A 14,807-nucleotide genomic window follows, 5' to 3' on the forward strand; every position below is an offset into this window, starting at 1 on the left:
GGCCGTGATTTCAACATAGTACGCCCGTGCCGGCGAAACCACACCGCCGGTTCAACGAACGGCTTGCATTGCGCCCCGGCGGCTTGCACTCTGGCCTCATGTTTACGATTGAGCATGAATTCGACTCGACGGTCATTACGCTTGTGGACGAAGGTGAACAACCTTTGCAGGAAGATGTGGTGATCAACAATTTCGCGGAATGCGTCACGCTGGAACAACTTGATCCCCGCACCGATCAAATACAGAAGATCACGTTGTCGCCCGAGCAGGTGCGGGATCTGGCGGCCGCGCTGGATCTGCCCGAAGGTGTTTATCAAATTCGCGAAACCGGACCTCAGGGGTCATAGGAAAACAGCTTGATCCGTGCGGCTTGCCCCTGCTTCAGCATCAGGGTCGAGGGCGCGACGCCAAGACATTCTGCAAGCAGCAACTGCACGGCCCTGTTGGCCTTGCCGTTTTCCGGCGGGGCCGTAACTGATACCTTGATCTGACCGTCTTCGACGCTCACCCGATCGCGGGCCGCCTTGGGCGTCACCTTCAGTTTGAAAACGGCCCCGGCCTGCGCCATCGCGCTGAGATCCGGCAGATCGCGCAGTTTGGGTTTCGCCATTGTCTCCTCTTTTTTTCTCAAAGTCTTGCACGAAGCACGTCGTAATGAAATTGATCCACGCAATCCATTGGCGTGCCCTTGAAACGGGCAGAATACCGACCAAGATACAGAGTCCCGATGTAAAGGAAGTTAACATATGTCCCTGAAAAACCCCGCCGCTCTGGAGTTTTTGCAGTCGCGCCGGTCCCGGCCGGCCAAGACACTGGTTGCTCCGGCCCCAACCCGGGAAGAGTTGCTGCCGTTGCTGACGGCCGCAGCCCGCAGCCCCGATCACGGCAAACTGGAGCCCTGGCGATTTATCGTTCTGGAAAAGGGCGCCATGCCACGCCTGGCGACCCTGACCGAGGTCTGTGGACAAAGGCTGAACAAAAGCCCGGAAGACATCGCCAAGGCGCGCAGCCAGTTCGATATGGGGCATCTGACCGTCGCGGTCATCGAGGTTCGCAAACAATCCGATAAGATTCCGGCCATCGAACAATCCTACTCTGCTGGCGCGGTCTGTCTGGCGCTGCTGAATGCCGCGCTGGCAGCGGGCTGGGGCGCCAATTGGCTGTCGGGCTGGCAAACACATGATCGCGAATTCTGTGTCGATGCTTTCGGGCTTGCCGAAAACGAACGCGTGGCCGGTTTGATCCATATCGCCACCGAGGGAGCGACTCCGCCGGAACGCCCCCGGCCCAACGTTGCCGCTTTGACAGAGTGGATTACGGAATGATCATTCTGAACGCCTTTTTCAGCGCACTCGGCCAGACCGGAGACTCCAGGTTTCGCGCCGTATTGCTGCGCGGCGTGGGCCTGACCATTCTGCTGCTGGTTCTGGCCTGTGCAGGTGCGATCTGGTTGATCAACTGGCTGTCCGGCAGCGAAATCTCACTGCCGTTTGTGGGAGCTGTGCCGTGGCTGAACGACGTTCTGAACTATTCCGGTATCGTGCTCGTTCTGATCCTGCCCGTTTTTCTGATGGTGCCGGTCGCGTCGGCCATCACCTCGATCTTTCTGGACGAGGTGGCACAGGCGGTTGAGGACAAGCATTTTCCGGCGTTGCCGCCCGCACGGCGCATCCCGGCCTCAGAGGCGCTTATGGACGGTCTCAGCTTCCTTGGCGTTCTGATTGTGGCAAACCTGCTGGCGCTGATCCTCTATGCGATTTTCACCCCGCTTGCGCCTTTCATCTTCTGGGCGATGAACGGATTTTTGCTGGGGCGTGAATACTTTACCCTTGCCGCGATGCGAAGGATCGGGCGCGATGGCGCGCGCAAGCTGCGGGCCAAACATTCAACGACGATCTGGGTGGCGGGCACATTGATGGCCATTCCGCTTTCAGTGCCGCTGGTGAACCTGGTGATCCCGATCATCGGGGCCGCCACGTTCACCCATATCTATCATGCCTTGTCAGGCCAAAAGGCCTGACGGGGATTACCTTGGCTCCAACTGGTTCAGCCAGTCGAAATCCCGCACCGAGATCACGCCCGACAGGATGATTCCAGCGATGATCGCCCACAGAACCACAGAGATACCGGTGGTGATCCACATCTTTCTTTTCATGTGATGCACTTCCGGCGCGCCCGCATGCGTGCCGGGAACGATGTCACCCAGATCGCCCTGGGTTTTGATGCGAATGGGCAGCACCACCAACAACGTCATGAACCAGATGACGGCAAACAACACCAGCGCGGCAGTAATGGTCATTTCAGGCCCTCCGGGGCTGGGGGATTATACCTGCTCCAGCTCGACCAGGCAGCCATTGAAATCCTTGGGGTGCAGAAACAGAACCGGTTTACCATGCGCACCGATCTTGGGCTCACCTGATCCCAGAACACGGGCTCCGGTCGCTTTCAGATGATCACGGGCCGCGATGATATCCTCGACCTCGTAACATACATGGTGGATGCCGCCGGCCGGGTTCTTTTCCAAAAAACCGTTGATCGGGCTGTCGTCACCCAGCGGATACAGAAGTTCGATCTTGGTGTTGGGCAGTTCGATGAACACGACCGTGACACCGTGATCCGGCTCGTCCTGCGGCGCGCCGACTTTGGCGCCCAGCGCGTTGCGGTATTGCTCGGACGCCGCCTCAAGATCCGGTACGGCGATGGCGACGTGGTTCAGACGTCCAATCATGTCTTACTCCTGCTGTCCTGCGTTGCATGGGTTATGGGGGCTGACCCGCCAAAGGACAAGTGCGCCAAATCGCGCGTTAACGTCGTGTTAGCCAGAAGTTCCTAGCGTGAAGCATCTGCTGCATAGGAGAGCTGCCATGGACGATTCGGGCCTACTTGCCACCACAACCGCCGCGCCCACCGCGACTCGACCCTTGCTGGGTCAGACCATACTGGTTGTCGAAGACAGCCGGTACGCTTGCGATGCCATCCGCCTGATGTGCCTGCACAGCGGCGCGCGCATTCGCCGTGCGGATTGCCTGAAATCGGCCCGAAGGCACCTACAGATCTATCGGCCTTCGGTCATCCTGGTCGATATGGGCCTGCCGGACGGTTCCGGCGCCGACCTGATCGCCGAATTGGCCGAGGCCACGCCCCGTATCAGTGTCATCATGGGCCTTTCGGGCGATGACGGCAGCGAAGACATGGCTCTGGCGGCCGGCGCGGATGGGTTTTTGTCCAAGCCGCTAAAATCAATGTCACATTTTCAGAAATCCATTCTGGAACGCCTGCCAGAGGACCGGCGGCCCAGCGGGCTTCATGCCGTGCGCGATGAAATCATTCGCCCGGACCCTTTGGCTTATCAGGACGACATGGCCCATATCGCCGATGTGCTCGCAGGTCCCAACGATCACAGTACATTGGACTACGCCGCACAGTTCCTGCACGGCGTCGCGCGCGAGGCAAATGACAGGCCCTTGGCGGAAGCAGCGCGAAAGCTGGCATTGTCACGCGCGAACGGGACGCCGATCATGGCGCAGGCGGCGCAGGTTGCCGGGATGGTGCAGAACCGACTGGAACAGCGAGAGGCGATTTGAAATGGTGACAGCGTATTTCATCACTGCAACCCTTTTGTGCATCTGGCTGTACCGCCAAACACGGCAGGCCGCGCGTTCCATCCGCGTCAACCGAACCAATCTGAAAGATCCGCTGGACTGACACAGGCTGCCTGCGTGAAAAAACCGCCCGCGATACGCGGGCGGATTTTTTTACTGGTCCTGAGGGATAATGCGAAGACCCAGCTCCATCAACTGATCCGAGGTCGGGTCCGAAGGTGCGTCCATCATCAGATCTTCGGCGCGCTGGTTCATCGGGAACATCATGACTTCGCGGATATTGGCCTCATCTGCCAACAGCATCACGATCCGGTCGATACCAGCCGCGCATCCACCGTGTGGCGGGGCGCCGTAGTGGAAGGCATTGAACAGGGCACCAAAGCGGGATTTTACTTCATCCTCGCCATAGCCTGCCAGTTCAAAGGCCTTCAGCATGATTTCCGGCTTGTGGTTCCGGATCGCGCCTGAAACCAGCTCGTACCCGTTGCACGCCAGATCATACTGGTAGCCGCGCACATCCAGCGGGTTGCCCTGCAACGCCTCCATACCGCCCTGCGGCATCGAGAACGGGTTGTGTTCGAAGTCGATCGCGCCGGTTTCTTCGTCTTGCTCATAGATCGGGAAATCCACGATCCAGGCAAAGGCAAAACGGTCTTTTTCGGTCAGGTTCAATTCCTCACCGATCACGTCACGCGCCTTACCGGCAACCTTTTCAAAGGCTTTTGGCTTGCCGCCCAGGAAGAAGGCTGCATCGCCGACACCCAGACCCAGTTGCTGACGGATTGCCTCGGTGCGCTCGGGGCCGATGTTCTTGGCCAGCGGTCCCGCAGCCTCCATCCCCTCACCCTGATCGCGCCAGAAGATATAGCCCATGCCCGGCAGGCCCTCTTTCTGGGCAAAGGCGTTCATGCGGTCGCAGAACTTGCGGCTGCCGCCGCCCGGCGCGGGGATCGCGCGGATCTCGGTGCCTTCCTGTTCGAGCAGCTTGGCGAAGATCGCGAAACCGGAACCGCGGAAATGCTCGGACACCACCTGCATCTTGATGGGGTTCCGCAGGTCCGGCTTGTCGGTGCCGTACCACAGCGCCGCGTCCTTGTAGGAAATTTGCGGCCAGTCCTGATCAACCTTGCGACCGCCGCCAAATTCTTCGAACACGCCGGTCAGAACAGGTTGAATGACGTCGAACACGTCCTGCTGCTCGACAAAGGACATCTCGAGATCCAACTGGTAGAAGTCGGTGGGGGACCTGTCTGCCCGTGGATCTTCATCTCGGAAACAGGGTGCAATCTGGAAATACTTGTCGAAGCCCGACACCATGATCAGCTGCTTGAACTGCTGCGGGGCTTGCGGCAACGCATAGAATTTGCCCGGATGCAGGCGCGAAGGCACCAGGAAGTCGCGCGCGCCTTCGGGCGACGAGGCGGTGATGATCGGCGTCTGATACTCGCGAAAGCCCTGATCCCACATCCGTTTGCGCATGGACGCAACCACGTCCGAGCGCAGGGTCATGTTCCGCTGCATCGCCTCGCGGCGCAGGTCCAGATAGCGATAGCGCAGGCGGGTTTCCTCGGGGTATTCCTGATCGCCAAAGACCATCAGCGGCAATTCGTCGGCGGCCCCCAGAACTTCCAGTTCGCGTACATAAACCTCGATCTCGCCGGTGGGCAGTTTCGGGTTCACCAGGTCCGGGTCACGGGCTTTGACGGTGCCGTCGATACGGATGCACCATTCGGACCGCACCTTTTCCAGCTCGGCAAAGGCGGCGCTGTCGCCGTCGCACAGGATCTGGGTTACGCCGAAATGGTCGCGAAGATCGATGAACAGCACGCCCCCATGATCTCGAACCCGATGCACCCAACCGGACAGGCGAACGGTTTCTCCAACATTGGCGGCGGTCAAGGCGGCGCAGGTGTGGCTGCGATAGGCGTGCATGGAATATCCCTTCGGGCGCAGAATTCGTCGCGCCGATACACCCTGTCAGCCCCGGAAAGTCAAGGCGGGTTGCCCCTTCAAAACGGCCTTTGCACATTGCCCGAGTAGAAATATACGCCTAGCCCCACCGCAAAAATGATATTGCCCGCAATTGCGTGCAGCAACACCGCATAGAAGAATGACCCACGCTGCCGGTAGGCCCATGTGAACAGCAGGCCGCCGGCGAATGTCATCAGCGCGACGATCCAGCTCCAGTACATCAGGTGCGCGAACGAGAATATGGCCGCGTTCAGCAGATTGGCCGCACGCCCATCCGGCAGGATCGCGTGATAGCGGCGAAAGAACAGAGGGCGGAACAGCAGCTCTTGCGGCAGCGCTGACAAAAGTGGGTAGCCGACCCAGATGAAGGCCAGCATTTCGGGGCGGTGCACAAGCAGGAAGAACGCGGCATCCGGGCGCGTGATCTGAATCAGACCAACACAAAAGGCAGTCACGATGGCAGAGAACAAAGCCACCTCGCGCAGGGTCCAGTTGGCCCAGTCATAACGAAGTTCGGCCCATTGAAACCCGGGCGTCCGGTGCAATAGCACGATACCAAGCCCGGTCAGCGCAAACAGCGCCGGAAACATCCAGTTCGGAGGGAAAAGAACAGCGATCAGCAGCGGCAAGCCAATATAGAACAGGCCAAATTCCAGCCGCAGCCGTCGCAATGCAACCGGCGGTCCGATCATCATGCTGTTTTTTGTCACCCGTCTATCAGCTCCACCTCGATCAGTCCGCGCAGTGAATTTCCGATCCGCACAGTTTGCGCATTTTTCAGGTCGGTCAAGGTCAGCACGGCTTCGGTGACTGCTTTGTTTTCCAGCAGTTCTTCGCGCAGTATCCCCGGCAAGAGCCCACAGGACAAAGCGGGCGTCAGAACCCGGCCATCAGGCATTTCCATAAACAGGTTCGTGATGGTGCCTTCACAAAGCTCATCCAGTTCATTCAGAAACAACAGTTCGTCCACCCCTTCGGGCAGCGCTGCGCGCGCGGAATCATAGAGCGCACGGCGCGTGGTCTTGTGACGCAACCACAGGTCATTCGAAGCCAGACGTTGATCTGACAGAGCGACGCGCCAGGTTCTGGGATTGTCCACCAGTTCGCCGGTCGACAGATCGAACGAGCCCGACACATCCAGCGTAAGGCGGCAACGCAGCGGGGTGTCACAAGCAGCGCCATTCAGTCGGGCGGTCGCTTCATCGGGGTTGAAAGGAATCTCGAACACCCGCGCAGTACGGGCCATTCGTGCAAGATGGCGGTCCAGCCTGACAAAGCCCTGATCCGGGCGGAAGGCCAGTGTTTCAATCAGGCTGAAATCAGGTTCAGCTGGCGGGCGAAGCGGGCTTTCCATAACGCCTCCTCATACTCTGACGGGGCGGTGCTGTCCCAAACGACACCGCCGCCTACGTTCAGAGTGGCCTGATCATCCTCAAGCATCAAGGTGCGGATGGCCACGTTGAACTCGGACCGACCATCCGGCGCGGCCCAACCAATCGTTCCGCAATAGATGTCGCGCGCCCATGGCTCCAGTTCCGCCAGAATTTCCATCGCGCGGATCTTGGGGGCTCCGGTGATCGACCCGCAGGGAAACAGTGCTGTCAGTATTTCACCCAACCCCACGCATTTGTGCAGCTGCGCCCGCACCAGCGAGACCATCTGATGTACGGTGGCATAGGTTTCCACCCGGAACAGGTCAGGCACATGAACGGATCCGGGCAGCGCGACGCGGCTGATATCGTTGCGCAGCAAATCAACAATCATCAGGTTCTCGGCCCGATTCTTTTCGTCCGCGCTCAGAAAAGCCCGGTGGCGCGCATCCTCATCCGGGTCTTCACTGCGCGGTTGCGTGCCCTTCATCGGCCGGGTTTCGATCCGCCCACCCTCATCGGTGCGGAAAAACAACTCCGGCGAGCGGCTGAGCAGATCGGGCAGCCCATCCTGTTGCACCAGTGCTCCGTGGCCCACCGGCTGCCCCGCCGCCAGCGCGGCATAGAGCGTTTCGCTGTTGCCCGAGACGGTCAGATCAATCGGAAAGGTCAGGTTGGCCTGATAGATGTCGCCGGCACCAATGGCGTCATGCACGGCGCTGAAGGCCTTGCCATATCGCGCTTCATCCCATCGCGGCCGGAATGCGCCCACTTCGCCCGCAGGCGACGGAAGGGCGACCCGATCCGGTGCATCATAGACCCCAAAGCACAACAAAGGCAGGCGTCGTTCTTCCGGCAAAAGACCATTGAGCCGGGGTTCAAGCGCATAGCCCAGCTCGTAACTGGCATACCCTGCCAGCCAGGCACCAGCTGCGCGCGCCTCGTCCAATGCCGCCAGAGCCTGGGGCACGTCCTCCGCCACATCCGCGCGGATCACCTGAGACGGACGCTGAAACCGGGTTCCTCGCCCGGCCGGTCCCTGATCGAAACGAATACGCACTTGCATCCTCATTTGCCGTGAGGGGCCATATAGAGAATACTCTGCCAAGTGAAAGAGGGGAAAGCGGCAATTTCGCCCCTGTTTCCGATACCTCTTGCACCTTTTTGCGCGGTCCCTATAACGCAGGACAATTTGGGCGCTGGGGCGGTGCCCTGACTCGCGGACAATCGAAGGAACAAGGCCATGCCGAGAAGAACCGACATCCAGTCGATCATGATCATTGGGGCGGGCCCCATTGTTATCGGTCAGGCCTGTGAATTCGACTATTCCGGTGCTCAGGCCTGCAAGGCCCTGCGAGAGGAAGGATACCGGGTCATTCTGGTGAACTCGAACCCGGCGACGATCATGACCGACCCCGGTCTGGCCGACGCCACCTATATCGAGCCGATTACACCCGAAGTGGTCGCCAAGATCATCGAGAAAGAACGCCCTGACGCCCTGTTGCCCACCATGGGCGGACAGACCGGCCTGAACACCTCGCTGGCACTGGAAGAAATGGGTGTGCTGGAAAAATTCGGCGTCGAGATGATCGGCGCCAAGCGCGATGCCATCGAAATGGCCGAAGACCGCGCCCTGTTCCGCGAGGCGATGGACCGGCTGGGCATCGAAAACCCCAAGGCCGAGATCGTTACCGCCCCCAAGGACGAGAGCGGCAAGAAAGACCTGGACGCCGGTGTGGCGCTGGCCCTTGAAACCCTTGAAACCGTGGGGCTTCCTGCCATCATCCGCCCGGCCTTTACACTGGGCGGCACCGGTGGCGGCGTGGCGTATAACCGTGAGGATTACATCCATATTTGCCGCTCGGGTATGGATGCCTCGCCCGTGGGTCAGATCCTGATCGACGAAAGCCTTCTGGGCTGGAAAGAATACGAAATGGAGGTGGTGCGCGACACTGCCGACAACGCCATCATCGTATGTTCCATCGAAAACGTCGATCCGATGGGCGTGCATACGGGTGACTCGATCACCGTGGCCCCTGCCCTTACGCTAACCGACAAAGAATACCAGATCATGCGCAATCACTCGATTGCCGTGCTGCGTGAAATCGGTGTCGAAACCGGCGGCTCAAACGTGCAATGGGCGATCAACCCGGTCGATGGCCGCATGGTCGTGATCGAGATGAACCCGCGCGTGTCGCGCTCGTCGGCGCTGGCATCCAAGGCCACCGGTTTCCCGATCGCAAAGATCGCTGCGAAACTGGCCGTGGGTTACACGCTGGATGAGCTGGACAACGACATCACCAAAGTCACCCCGGCCTCGTTCGAGCCGACCATCGACTATGTCGTGACAAAAATTCCGAAATTCGCCTTCGAGAAATTCCCCGGTTCCGAACCCTATCTGACCACCGCGATGAAGTCGGTGGGCGAGGCGATGTCGATTGGCCGTACGATCCACGAATCGATGCAAAAGGCACTGGCCTCGATGGAATCGGGCCTGACCGGCTTTGATGAGGTCGAAATCCCCGGCATGAACGTGGGCCTCTGGGACGAGGCCGACGACAAGGCCGCCGTGATCAAGGCGATCAGCCAGCAGACACCCGACCGCCTGCGCACCATTGCACAAGCGATGCGCCATGGCCTGAGCGATGACGAGATTTTCGGCGTCACCAAGTTCGACCCTTGGTTCCTGGCCCGTATCCGCGAGATCGTCGAGGCCGAACGTCAGCTCCGCAAGGACGGCCTGCCCGTCACCGAGGACGGCATCCGCAAGCTGAAAATGCTGGGATTCACCGATGCGCGTCTGGGCAAGCTGACGGGCCGTGATGAAGACAACGTCCGCCGAGCGCGCCGCAATCTGGGCGTTTCAGCGGTGTTCAAACGCATCGACACCTGCGCCGCCGAGTTCGAGGCGCAGACGCCTTACATGTATTCAACCTACGAAGCTCCGATGATGGGCGAGGTCGAATGCGAAGCGCGCCCGAGCGACAGGAAGAAGGTCGTCATTCTTGGCGGCGGCCCAAACCGCATCGGTCAGGGCATCGAGTTCGACTATTGCTGCTGCCACGCCTGCTTCGCGCTGACCGAAGCGGGTTATGAAACCATCATGATCAACTGCAACCCCGAGACGGTTTCGACCGATTATGACACTTCGGATCGCTTGTATTTCGAGCCGCTGACCTTTGAACACGTCATGGAAATCCTGACGAAGGAACAGGAAAACGGCACGCTGCACGGCGTCATTGTTCAGTTCGGTGGACAGACACCGCTGAAACTGGCCAACGCGCTCGAGGCCGAGGGCATCCCGATCCTGGGCACCACGCCCGACGCGATTGACCTGGCCGAAGACCGCGAGCGTTTTCAGGCGCTGATCAATGAACTAGGGCTGAAACAGCCCAAGAACGGCATCGCCTCGACCGACACGCAGGCGTTGGAAATCGCCGAGGAAATCGGCTTCCCGCTGGTGATCCGCCCGTCCTACGTTCTGGGTGGCCGCGCGATGGAGATCGTGCGCGACATGGATCAGTTGAAACGCTACATCAACGAGGCCGTGGTGGTCTCGGGCGACAGCCCCGTTCTGCTGGACAGCTATCTGGCTGGCGCGGTCGAGCTGGACGTGGACGCGCTGTGCGACGGCACCGATGTGCATGTGGCAGGCATCATGCAGCATATCGAAGAGGCCGGCGTGCACTCGGGCGATAGCGCCTGTTCGCTGCCGCCCTATTCGCTGTCGAAAGAGATCATCGCGCAGATCAAGGATCAGGCGTTCAAGCTGGCCAAGGCGCTGAACGTTGTCGGCCTGATGAATGTTCAGTTCGCGATCAAGGATGACGAGATCTACCTGATCGAGGTCAACCCGCGCGCTTCGCGCACCGTGCCGTTCGTGGCAAAGGCCACCGACAGTGCGATTGCGTCCATCGCCGCGCGTGTCATGGCAGGCGAAAAGCTGGCGAGCTTCCCGCAGCGTCCGCCCTACAAGACCGTGGACGACACCAAGATCGCAGATCAGATGACGCTGGCCGACCCGGACATGCCATGGTTCTCGGTGAAAGAGGCGGTCCTGCCCTTCGCCCGTTTTCCGGGCGTCGATACCATCCTGGGCCCGGAAATGCGCTCGACCGGCGAGGTCATGGGCTGGGACCGCGATTTCCCGCGCGCCTTCCTCAAGGCGCAGATGGGCGCGGGCATGGTGCTGCCGACTTCGGGCCGGGCCTTCATTTCGATCAAGGATGCCGACAAGGGCGCGGCGATGCTCGAGGCCGCACAAGTTCTGGTCGAACAAGGCTTCACGCTGGTCGCCACCCGCGGCACCCAAAGCTGGCTGGCGGAACAGGGTGTGCCATGCGACGTGGTCAACAAGGTCTATGAAGGCCGCCCAGACGTGGTCGACATGCTGAAAGACGGTCAGGTTCAACTGCTGATGAACACCACCGAAGGCGCTCAGGCGGTCGAGGACAGCAAGGCCATCCGGTCCATCGCGCTTTATGACAAGATCCCGTATTACACCACTGCCGCCGCAAGCCATGCTGCCGCTCTGGCGATCAAGGCGCAGGCCGAAGGGGATGTCGAGGTGAAATCCCTTCAGGGATAACCCGCCTGAGCCACAATTGGCTCATCAATGAACGAAAAGATGCGCGCCCGTTGACCTGAACTCAACGGGCGCGCATTTCGTTCAGGCATAAGGAGAATGAAACAATGCGCACATTTCTGGTTCTCGTAATCTTCACTGCACTGGCCGCCTGTGACGTGCCGTTTGTTCCTTTGATCTAACCTGATTGGACCCAGCTTTTCAGCTGGACCCACAAGAGGCCCGTGTTCAGGCTGCCAGCGCCTCGCGTTTTTCATCCCGCGCAAAGAAGAGCAGGTAGAACACCGGCGCGGCGACCATTGTCAGGACGGTCGCAAAAGCCAGCCCGCCCATGATCGTCACCGCCATCGAGACGAAGAACGCATCGGTCAGCAGCGGCGCCATGCCCAGAATGGTCGTGATCGCAGCCAGCATCACAGGGCGCAAACGCGAGACGGAGGCTTCGACGATGGATTCGCGCAGGGGTTTGCCCGTGGCGCGAACCAGGTCGATCTCTTCCACCAGCACGATGCCGTTCTTGATCAGCATGCCCGACAGGCTGAGCAGGCCCAGAAGGGCTGTAAAGGTGAAGGGCAGCCCAGTTCCCAACAGGCCGATGACGACGCCGTTGACCGACATCGGAACCAGCAGCCAGATGATGATCGGCTGACGGATCGCGTTGAACAGCAGGACCGAGATCAGCACCATGATCAGCAGGCTCAGCGGCAATTGTTTGCCCAGGCTTTCCTGCGCATCGCGCGAGTTTTCGAACTCACCGCCCCACTCCAACTTGTAGCCCGGTGGCAGTTCGATGGCCTCGATGGCGTCCCGAACTTCGGCGTGTACCTGAGCCGCCGTCAGGTCGGGCGGGATGTCCGCGCCGACAGTGATGGTCAGAACACGATCGCGGCGATGAACCAGCGTATTAAGGGATTTGTACTCGAATCCATCGACCATCTGTTCGATTGGTACAAATTTCCCGGATTGGTCCGAATACACCACCTGATCGACGATGGAATAATCTCCGTCCGCCGGACGACGTAAGATGATGGGGATCAGGCGGTCACGTTCCCGCAGCACACCGCCCGTGATGCCATCGGTCGAAAATTGCAGCGTGGCCGCAATGTCTTCGCGCGTAACACCCGCGGTCTGGGCCCGTTCCGTGGCATAGATCGGCTGCACCGCCAGTTCCTGTTCGCGCCAGTCATGATGAACGAGCAGCGCGTTGGGCGACGCCGCCGCCATGCGCTGCACGGCCTCGTCCGCAAGTTGACGCAGAACCACCGGATCACTGCCCGAGAACCGGGCCTGAATCGGATCACCGCCACCGGGGCCAAACACCAGGCGCTTGGTTCCGAACTCGCCTGCGGGGAACTGGACCGACCCGAACGCTTCCAGATCCGCTTGCAAGGCCGGGATGTCATCCAGACTTTCCGTACGGATGATCATGTGACCATAGCTCGGGTTCGGTTTCTCTGCCGAATAGGTCAGCATGAACCGGGTTGCCCCCTGACCGACGAATGTCGTGACCGAAACCACGTCATCGCGTTGGGTCAGCCAATCTTGGAAAACCGCCATGTCCTGTGCCGTGCGGGCAATCGGCGTGCCCTGAGGCAGCTTGTAATGCACAAAGAACAAAGGCGTGTTCGAGTTGGGGAAGAATTGTTGTTTCATCAACCCGAACCCGGCATAGCACGCAACGGTTACGCCGATGAGACCCGCAACAACCAGCCACCGGAAACGGAGCGCAAACCGCAGGATTGCGCCATATGTGCGGAACAGGATGCCCCCGTAGGCGTCGATCTCACCCTCCTTGCCCTGCTTGAAGAAATAGTGCCCAAGCAAAGGCGTGACCGTGATGGCAAGAATCCAGCTGAGCAGCAGCGAAATGCCGATCACCGCAAACAGGGAAAACAGAAACTCGCCCGTCGCATCCGGGCTGAGCCCGATCCCGGCAAAGGCCATTATGCCGATCACGGTGGCTCCAAGCAGGGGAATCTGGGTTTTTGACGCTACATCTTCAGCCGCATCGCGCGATGGTTTCCCTCGCAACATCGCGATCTGCATCCCTTCGGCCACCACGATGGCATTGTCCACAAGCATACCCATGGCAATGATCAGCGCACCCAGGGAAATCCGTTCCATCTCGATCGAGAACAGTGACATGAACAGAAGCGTGCCGACCACGGTCAGCAACAGGGTCGAACCGACGACGATGGCCGCGCGCCAGCCCATGAAGATTCCCAGTACGGCGACCACGATGGCCACTGACATGGCCAGATTCACCAGAAAGTCGTTCGAGGCCTGCTCGACCACCACATGTTGCTGGTAGATCGGTAGAATATCGACACCGAAGGGGATATTCGCATCCAGCTCGGCAAATTTGGCGTCAGCCCGCTTGCCGACCTCGACGATGTTTTCCGTCGCCAGACCGGCGATGCCGAGGGTAAAGGCTTCGGTCCCGTTGTAGCGGATCATGATGTCCGGATCGTTCTGACGGGCGCGATAGACATCGGACATGTCGAACAGGTTTATCACCTGCCCTTGCGAGCCGACAGACAGGCCCGCAATGGCCGAGACACTGTCCGAACCCTCGGCCGTCAGAATGGTGGTGCGGGCATCTTCAGACCGCAAAGACCCCGAGGAATTCACCGAATCCGCGTTGGCTATGGCTTCGTTGATCGCTTGGAGCGGGACGTTCTGGTTCACCGAGATCGCCAGGTCGGGCTCTACAAAAATCGCCTCGTCCGGCAAGCCCTGAACCTCGACATCGGCGACGCCGTCCACGGTCAGCAGTTCGCGACGCAGAAACGTTGCCAGTTCATGCTTTTCGGCGTCCGAAAACCCTTCGGCGGTCACCGCATAGAACAGGCCGAACACATCACCGAACCCGTCATTCACATAGGGTTGGCTGACACCCGACGGAAGCCCGCGGGCGGCATCGCGCACCTTGGCCCGCAGGCGGGTCCAGATATCGGGCAGTTCGGTCCCGTCGTAGGTCGACTTGATTTCTACTTCGATCAGCGATTGTCCGGGTTGGTTGACCGAGGTGATGACGTCCACCTCGCCCATCTGCTGGATCGCGGATTCAAGGGGTTCGGACACTTCAAGCGCCACCTGTTCCGCCGTGGCACCGGGATATTGCGTGGCGATGACCGCGTTCTTGATGGTGAAAGCCGGGTCTTCCAAACGACCAAGCGACGTGAATCCCCAGATGCCACCGAAGAGGGCAATGAGGATGATCAGCCATGTGTAAAGCGGTCGATCAATCGAGGCGCGCGCGATGTTCATCTGTCTTCC

At 59.8% G+C, this 14,807-nt stretch carries 13 protein-coding genes; 5 read left to right on the forward strand and 8 right to left on the reverse strand.

Annotated elements, in window-relative coordinates; all coding sequences use genetic code 11:
- The first annotated feature begins 98 nt into the window (after positions 1-98).
- The gene (locus GOW56_RS13695) at positions 99-347 is read left to right on the forward strand and encodes a hypothetical protein (protein WP_170346090.1); all 249 of its coding nucleotides are present in this window, start codon (positions 99-101) and stop codon (positions 345-347) included.
- Here GOW56_RS13695 and GOW56_RS13700 read toward each other — a convergent pair.
- The gene (locus GOW56_RS13700; protein WP_171168874.1) at positions 335-610 is read right to left on the reverse strand and encodes a DUF167 domain-containing protein; all 276 of its coding nucleotides are present in this window, start codon (positions 608-610) and stop codon (positions 335-337) included. The two genes, GOW56_RS13695 and GOW56_RS13700, sit on opposite strands and share 13 nt — an antisense overlap.
- 136 nt (positions 611-746) lie before the next feature.
- Here GOW56_RS13700 and GOW56_RS13705 point away from each other — a divergent pair, with 136 nt between their 5' ends.
- A complete protein-coding gene (locus GOW56_RS13705) occupies positions 747-1,325 on the forward strand; it encodes a nitroreductase family protein (protein WP_171206243.1) in 579 nt (192 codons plus the stop codon).
- Positions 1,322-2,020 carry an EI24 domain-containing protein gene (locus GOW56_RS13710; RefSeq protein WP_171206244.1) on the forward strand — a complete coding sequence of 233 codons (699 nt, stop codon included), beginning with the start codon at positions 1,322-1,324 and terminating at the stop codon, positions 2,018-2,020. Before GOW56_RS13705 ends, GOW56_RS13710 begins: the two co-directional genes overlap by 4 nt.
- 6 nt (positions 2,021-2,026) lie before the next feature.
- Here GOW56_RS13710 and GOW56_RS13715 read toward each other — a convergent pair whose 3' ends face one another.
- Together GOW56_RS13715 and mce are read right to left on the reverse strand one after the other, a co-directional pair.
- Positions 2,027-2,299 (reverse strand): DUF1467 family protein, encoded by a 273-nt coding sequence (locus GOW56_RS13715; RefSeq protein ID WP_117867937.1) that lies wholly within the window; start codon positions 2,297-2,299, stop codon positions 2,027-2,029.
- 24 nt (positions 2,300-2,323) lie between these two features.
- Positions 2,324-2,728, reverse strand: a complete 405-nt coding sequence (gene mce, locus GOW56_RS13720; RefSeq protein WP_170346086.1) for a methylmalonyl-CoA epimerase — start codon at positions 2,726-2,728, stop codon at positions 2,324-2,326.
- Between the two features lie 136 nt (positions 2,729-2,864).
- Here mce and GOW56_RS13725 point away from each other — a divergent pair, with 136 nt between their 5' ends.
- Entirely contained in the window at positions 2,865-3,584 is a 720-nt protein-coding gene (locus tag GOW56_RS13725) for a response regulator (protein WP_152458959.1), read from the forward strand.
- Positions 3,585-3,755: 171 nt separating this feature from the next.
- Here GOW56_RS13725 and aspS read toward each other — a convergent pair whose 3' ends face one another.
- From aspS to GOW56_RS13745, 4 genes are all read right to left on the reverse strand, one after another.
- Positions 3,756-5,534: an aspartate--tRNA ligase gene (aspS, locus tag GOW56_RS13730; protein WP_170346084.1), complete on the reverse strand. Its 1,779-nt coding sequence runs from the start codon at positions 5,532-5,534 to the stop codon at positions 3,756-3,758.
- A gap of 77 nt (positions 5,535-5,611) precedes the next feature.
- Positions 5,612-6,283: a CPBP family intramembrane glutamic endopeptidase gene (locus GOW56_RS13735; RefSeq protein WP_371807910.1), complete on the reverse strand. Its 672-nt coding sequence runs from the start codon at positions 6,281-6,283 to the stop codon at positions 5,612-5,614.
- Complete coding sequence (locus GOW56_RS13740; protein ID WP_171168882.1) at positions 6,280-6,927, reverse strand: aminotransferase class IV family protein; 648 nt, start codon at positions 6,925-6,927, stop codon at positions 6,280-6,282. Before GOW56_RS13740 ends, GOW56_RS13735 begins: the two co-directional genes overlap by 4 nt.
- Complete coding sequence (locus tag GOW56_RS13745) at positions 6,882-8,009, reverse strand: aminodeoxychorismate synthase component I (RefSeq protein WP_171169296.1); 1,128 nt, start codon at positions 8,007-8,009, stop codon at positions 6,882-6,884. Before GOW56_RS13745 ends, GOW56_RS13740 begins: the two co-directional genes overlap by 46 nt.
- A gap of 177 nt (positions 8,010-8,186) precedes the next feature.
- On the opposite strand from GOW56_RS13745, the gene carB reads away from it, so the two are divergent.
- The gene (gene carB / locus GOW56_RS13750; protein WP_171206245.1) at positions 8,187-11,531 is read left to right on the forward strand and encodes a carbamoyl-phosphate synthase large subunit; all 3,345 of its coding nucleotides are present in this window, start codon (positions 8,187-8,189) and stop codon (positions 11,529-11,531) included.
- A gap of 225 nt (positions 11,532-11,756) precedes the next feature.
- On the opposite strand, the gene GOW56_RS13755 is transcribed toward carB, so the two are convergent.
- Positions 11,757-14,798: an efflux RND transporter permease subunit gene (locus GOW56_RS13755; protein WP_171206246.1), complete on the reverse strand. Its 3,042-nt coding sequence runs from the start codon at positions 14,796-14,798 to the stop codon at positions 11,757-11,759.
- Positions 14,799-14,807 lie beyond the last annotated feature (9 nt).

It is taken from the genome of Ruegeria sp. HKCCA0235A (assembly GCF_013033235.1).
In the GTDB taxonomy this organism is placed as follows: Bacteria; Pseudomonadota; Alphaproteobacteria; order Rhodobacterales; family Rhodobacteraceae; genus Ruegeria.

Coding starts and splice junctions, on each gene's coding strand:
- GOW56_RS13695 (WP_170346090.1), top strand. CDS start 99: ATGTTTACGATTGAGCATGAATTCGACTCGACGGTCATTACGCTTGTG.
- GOW56_RS13700 (WP_171168874.1), bottom strand. CDS start 610: ATGGCGAAACCCAAACTGCGCGATCTGCCGGATCTCAGCGCGATGGCG.
- GOW56_RS13705 (WP_171206243.1), top strand. CDS start 747: ATGTCCCTGAAAAACCCCGCCGCTCTGGAGTTTTTGCAGTCGCGCCGG.
- GOW56_RS13710 (WP_171206244.1), top strand. CDS start 1,322: ATGATCATTCTGAACGCCTTTTTCAGCGCACTCGGCCAGACCGGAGAC.
- GOW56_RS13715 (WP_117867937.1), bottom strand. CDS start 2,299: ATGACCATTACTGCCGCGCTGGTGTTGTTTGCCGTCATCTGGTTCATG.
- mce (WP_170346086.1), bottom strand. CDS start 2,728: ATGATTGGACGTCTGAACCACGTCGCCATCGCCGTACCGGATCTTGAG.
- GOW56_RS13725 (WP_152458959.1), top strand. CDS start 2,865: ATGGACGATTCGGGCCTACTTGCCACCACAACCGCCGCGCCCACCGCG.
- aspS (WP_170346084.1), bottom strand. CDS start 5,534: ATGCACGCCTATCGCAGCCACACCTGCGCCGCCTTGACCGCCGCCAAT.
- GOW56_RS13740 (WP_171168882.1), bottom strand. CDS start 6,927: ATGGAAAGCCCGCTTCGCCCGCCAGCTGAACCTGATTTCAGCCTGATT.
- GOW56_RS13745 (WP_171169296.1), bottom strand. CDS start 8,009: ATGCAAGTGCGTATTCGTTTCGATCAGGGACCGGCCGGGCGAGGAACC.
- carB (WP_171206245.1), top strand. CDS start 8,187: ATGCCGAGAAGAACCGACATCCAGTCGATCATGATCATTGGGGCGGGC.
- GOW56_RS13755 (WP_171206246.1), bottom strand. CDS start 14,798: ATGAACATCGCGCGCGCCTCGATTGATCGACCGCTTTACACATGGCTG.